Source organism: Streptomyces sp., assembly GCF_036524955.1.
Lineage (GTDB): Bacteria > Actinomycetota > Actinomycetes > Streptomycetales > Streptomycetaceae > Actinacidiphila.
This window is the reverse complement of sequence record NZ_DATDBG010000107.1, coordinates 1-4,681: the sequence shown is the minus strand read 5'-3', so window position 1 is coordinate 4,681 and position 4,681 is coordinate 1. Positions and strand designations below refer to the sequence as shown.

The window sequence follows — 4,681 nt, the reverse complement described above, 5'->3', positions numbered from 1 at the left end:
GAACCGGACCCGTAGCCCGGGCCCGCGCCGGGACCGGACGCCGGCCCGCCGGCGGTACCGCCCTTCCCCGCCCGCGCCGCCGGCCCGAAACTCGCCAGTTCCTCGGCACTGGGCAGCTTGATGCTGGTGTGGGTGTCCCGGCTGGAGTCGGGCGCGGCGCCCCGCACCAGCGGTACGGCGCCGCGTCGGCGGTCGGGCGCGGGTTCGGCCTCGGTGAGGGCGGACCCGCGCCCGGCACCCGACGCCACGGCGGGTTCGTCCGCGTAGGACGGCTCGGCCCCCGCTCCCTGCGCGCCGGGGGCGGTCACCTCCAGCGCGGGCAGCCCGGCGAGGTGCGGCAGCAGGTCGCGCAGCCGGGCGCCGAGTTCTCCGGCGGTGAGCCGGGAGGCGGGTGCCTTGGCGAGGCAGGGCGCGAGGATCTGCCAGAGGTCGTCGGGCAGGTCAGGCAGCGGCTGGACGGTCTCCGTCACATGGCGGCGCAGTACGGCGCCGGGGTGGCCGCCGCCGAACGGGGTGAAGCCGGCCAGGAGCTCGTACAGCACGGTGGCGAGCGCGTAGATGTCGACGGAGGCGCGCGGCGGCAGACCCTCGATGATCTCGGGGGCGAGGTAGTCGGGCGTGCCGATGATGCGGGTGGCGCGGGTGCGGCGCGGGGTGTCGACGAGGCGGGCGATGCCGAAGTCGGTGAGCAGGGCGGGCGGGGCCCCGCCGGGTCCCGGCGGGGCGGCCGAGTCCAGGAGTACGTTCTCCGGTTTGACGTCGCGGTGGACGACACCGGCGGCGTGCGCGGCGGCCAGCCCGTCGGCGACGTCCGCGACGACGGCGACGGCCGCCTCGGGCGCCAGGCGGTGCTCGCGTTCCAGCCGGGAGCGCAGGTCGGTGCCGCGTACCAGGTCCATCACCAGGGCGAGGTCGGTGCCGTCGACCACGAGATCGCGGATGCCGACGATGTGCGGGTCGTCGAGGGAGAGCAGCGCGGTGCGCTCCTGGACGAAGCGGCCGACGAGGTCCTGGTCGGAGGCGAGGTCCTCGCGCAGCAGCTTGATGGCGACCGGGCCTTCGGGGCCCTCGCCGAGCCACACGGTGCCCGCGGATCCCCGCCCGAGTACCTGGTGGGCGGTGTACCGGCTGCCGATCTTCCTGGCCAAGGCTGCTCTCCGACTCCTCCGGCGGTCCGTCGCGTTGGCGACAAAGCTACGCGGATCAGGGGCGGTTCGGGGTACGGGCGTCCGGTGCGTGGGTGTTCTGCGGGAGAAATCACCCTCTGGAAGTCGACAAATCACCAACCTGAGGGACACAGGCGGGTGCGGTCGGCCGCTTCCGGCTGCCGGTGGCCTCCGTCAGCCGTTGCCCGAACCGCTCCCGGAGCCCTGGGTGAGCTCGGACACCTGGTCGTAGACCGACTGGACCCAGCCGGTCGTCGCGTCCCACAGGTTGCGGGTGCTGTCCACCCAATCGGGCAGCGGGGTGGTGTACCAGACGACGACGAAGACGGCGACCATCACCAGGATCACGGTCAGGCACCCCTTGAGGCAGCCGAGACCGGGGATCTTGACCGGGTTGGCGCTGCGGCGGCGCGGCTCGCGCCCCCGGGGAGCGGGCGCGGGCGCCGGGGGCGTGGGAGCGGGCGGGCGCTCGTACCGCTGCGGCTGCGGTTCGTACCGCTGCGGCTGGTAGCTCTGCGGCGGGGGCTGCGGCCGGTGGTGCTGCGGCTGCGGGGGCCGGCCCTGCGGGTATCCGTAGCCCTGGCCCTGGCCCTGGGGCGGCTGGGAGTACGGCTGCTGCTGCCCCTGGGGCGGCCGCTGCGGTTCGGGTTGCTGCGGCTGGCGGCGCGGGCGGCGGCGCAACGGGTCCTGCTCGGGCGGAAGGTAGCCCACCTCCGTCTGCTCGTTGCGGTGCCGCGCGGCGCTGAGCTGCGACTCCCACGGGTGCGGGCCCTGCGGTGCGCTCGGCGGCTGCGAGGATTCCGGCGTCGGCGGCAGCACCCGGGTCCCGTCCGCGGCCGGGCGGGCGTCGGCGGGCAGCACGCTGGTCGCGGCGTTCGGGTCGAAGGACGCTCCCGAGGGCAGTACCTGCGTCGGGTCGGAGTCGGCGGTCCGCTGCCCGTCGCCGGGCGCCGTGCCGGGTACCAGCGTCGGCGTCTCGTCCGGGGCCAGCAGCGCGCCCACACCGAACGCGGCCTCGGCCGCGGCCGGGCCGGCGTGGACGCCGATGCCGGCCGCGACCACCCGCAGCGCGCGGGCCAGGTTCTCCGCGCCGGGGCGCTGGGCGGGCTCCTTGCGCAGGCAGCGCTCGATGACCGTCCACAGCGGTTCCGGGACGGTGGTGGGTCGGCGCGGCGCGTCGTTGAGATGGGCGCGCAGTACGTCGATCGCGCTCTCGCCGCGGAACGGCGGATGCCCGGTGACCAGCTCGTACAGCATGATCCCGGCGCTGTAGACGTCGACCGCGGAGGTCTGCGGTCGGCCCTGCGCGGACTCGGGGGCGACGTAGGCCGGGGTGCCGACGAACTCGTGGGCACGGGTGACGCCCGGGGAGTCGGCCAGGCGGGCGATGCCGAAGTCGGTGAGCATCGGGTGCATGCGGTCGGCGCCGTCCTCGCCGACGACCGTGGCGAGCAGCACGTTGGCCGGCTTGAGGTCGCGGTGGACGACGCCGTCGGCGTGGCTTGCGGCGAGCGCGTCGGCGACGGCGGCGGTGAGCAGGGAGGCGGCGACCGGGGTGAACGGGCCGTTCTCCCGCAGGTGGCGGTGCAGGTCGGGGCCGTCGATCAGGTCCATGACCAGGGCGAGCAGGTCGCCCTCGACGACCAGGTCGCGGACCCGGACGATGTGCGGGTGGCGCAGCCGCACCAGGACCGAGCGCTCGCGCAGGAAGCGCATCACCACGTCGGGGTCGCCCGCCAGCTCTTCCCTGAGCACCTTCACCGCGACGGCGCCGCCCTCTTCGCCGCGCACCTGGCCGCGCCAGACGGTGCCCGTGGCGCCGCGCCCGAGCGGCTCCTCCAGGAGGTACTTGCTGCCTACCGGCCGCACGTCATGCGCTCCCTGCTCCGTAGTGGCTACGTCCGTGGCCGCCTCGGTGGCCACTACGGCGGCCACCTCGGTGCTCCGCGCCCGGCCCGTTGCCCGGCGATTTCCCGATTCCGGCCAAGCGTAGTGCCGTGCGGCGCGGTCGCGTCCTGGCGGCGCCGCCGGGTCACGGCCGCGGATTCGCCGGTAGGACGCGACGGGCGGCCCGAACGGTTGCGGGGGCGGCGGCGCGGGCAGTCGTCCGCGGGGTCACTCCCCGGCGGTCAGCGGCCGCGTACCGGCAGCGGTCCTTGGCGCACTGATTTCTGGTCGGTCTTCCCGCTCACTCCCTGCGCGGGCCGCCTCGTTCCTCGGCCGCCCACTCCAGGAGTTCGGGCGTCAGCCCTCCGAGACCGGGTCGTCGCGCACCCGTGCTCGGTCTTGATGGCATTCGCAGGCACGGCGAGTGCGGCATGATCATCGTCCGGTCGGCCAAGATCACCGGAGGCGGGACCGGCGACGGGCTGTCGGTGGCGGGTGGGAGGATGCATCCGTACGGTGCGGACGGGGCAACGGGGGTGCCACCGCCGCTCCTTGTCGTGTGAACGTGTTGTGTGCTGGTTGGGTGTGCCGCCGGTGGTGCCCGTGTGCCGCCTGTGGTGCTTGTAGTGCTTGTACGTCGACGCGCCCGCGTGCGGCGGGGAGGGGACTCTCCGTCGCGTGCCCGGGCCGGGCAGAAGGGACCGCGGACGAGATGCAGATCCGGCTGACCGTCCTCGGGCCGCGCAGCGGCCGGACAACACGAGGCTGCGACGTGCTCATCACCGCGCCGACGGGCACGGCGCTCAGCGCGGTGGCGGGGGCGCTGGCCTCGGCGGCGGGGTCCGGACAGCCCGGCGGCCGGTCGGCCGGCTCCTCCGTGGTGCTCTACTCGGGCGCGCAGCGGCTCGCCCCCACCGCCGTCCTCGGGGAGCCGCCGCTGGTGGACGGCGCGCTGGTCTCCCTGCACGCCCCGGCGCAGCAGCACGGCGACCCCGGGCAGTACGGCGATCACGGGCAGTACGGCCGGTTCGGGCAGTACGGGCGCCCGCCGGCCGAGCTGGCCAGGCTGCACGTGGTGGGCGGCCCGGACGCGGGCGGGGTGCATCTGCTCCAGGGCGGCCAGGCCCGCATCGGGCGCTCCGCCGACGCGGATGTGCCGCTCGACGACCCGGACGTCTCGCGGCTGCACTGCGAGGTCGCGGTCGATCCGGACGGCCGGGTCACGGTGGCCGATCTCGGGTCCACCAACGGCACCACGCTGGCCGGCCGCCCGGTCGGGCCGCGCCCGCTGCCCTTTCCCCCGGGCGCACTGCTCCGGATCGGTGAATCGTCGCTCCGCCTGGACGGGCCGGAGGCGGCGCCGCCGCCTCCGCTGCCCGCGGTGCCGGACGGAGACGGGCACCTGCGGGTGTCGCTCCGGGAGGGCCCGTGGCCGTCGGTGCCCGGATACCAGCAGGGTTACGCACCGGGGTACGAGCAAAGGCCCGCGACCGGGGACGCGCCTGACGGGCCCGGGCCGGACCGGGCAGACGGCTGGGGCTCCCTGCGCCGGGACCCGCGGGAGGACCCGCACGACGAGCGGGAGACCGGCGCCGGCCCCGCGGACGGCGGCGGAACCGTGGCGGACG

3 protein-coding genes are annotated in these 4,681 nt (G+C 75.8%); 1 reads left to right on the top strand and 2 read right to left on the bottom strand.

Features of this window, described 5'->3' with window-relative positions; genetic code table 11:
- Together VIW71_RS09415 and VIW71_RS09410 are read right to left on the bottom strand one after the other, a co-directional pair.
- Positions 1-1,148 (bottom strand): serine/threonine-protein kinase (locus VIW71_RS09415; protein WP_331621611.1); only part of this gene is annotated, 1,148 nt, incomplete at its 3' end.
- 192 nt (positions 1,149-1,340) lie between these two features.
- Positions 1,341-3,035 (bottom strand): serine/threonine-protein kinase, encoded by a 1,695-nt coding sequence (locus VIW71_RS09410; RefSeq protein WP_331621612.1) that lies wholly within the window; start codon positions 3,033-3,035, stop codon positions 1,341-1,343.
- A 730-nt stretch (positions 3,036-3,765) separates the two neighbouring features.
- On the opposite strand from VIW71_RS09410, the gene VIW71_RS09405 reads away from it, so the two are divergent.
- A partial coding sequence (locus tag VIW71_RS09405) for an FHA domain-containing protein (RefSeq protein ID WP_331621610.1) occupies positions 3,766-4,681 on the top strand: 916 nt, incomplete at its 3' end.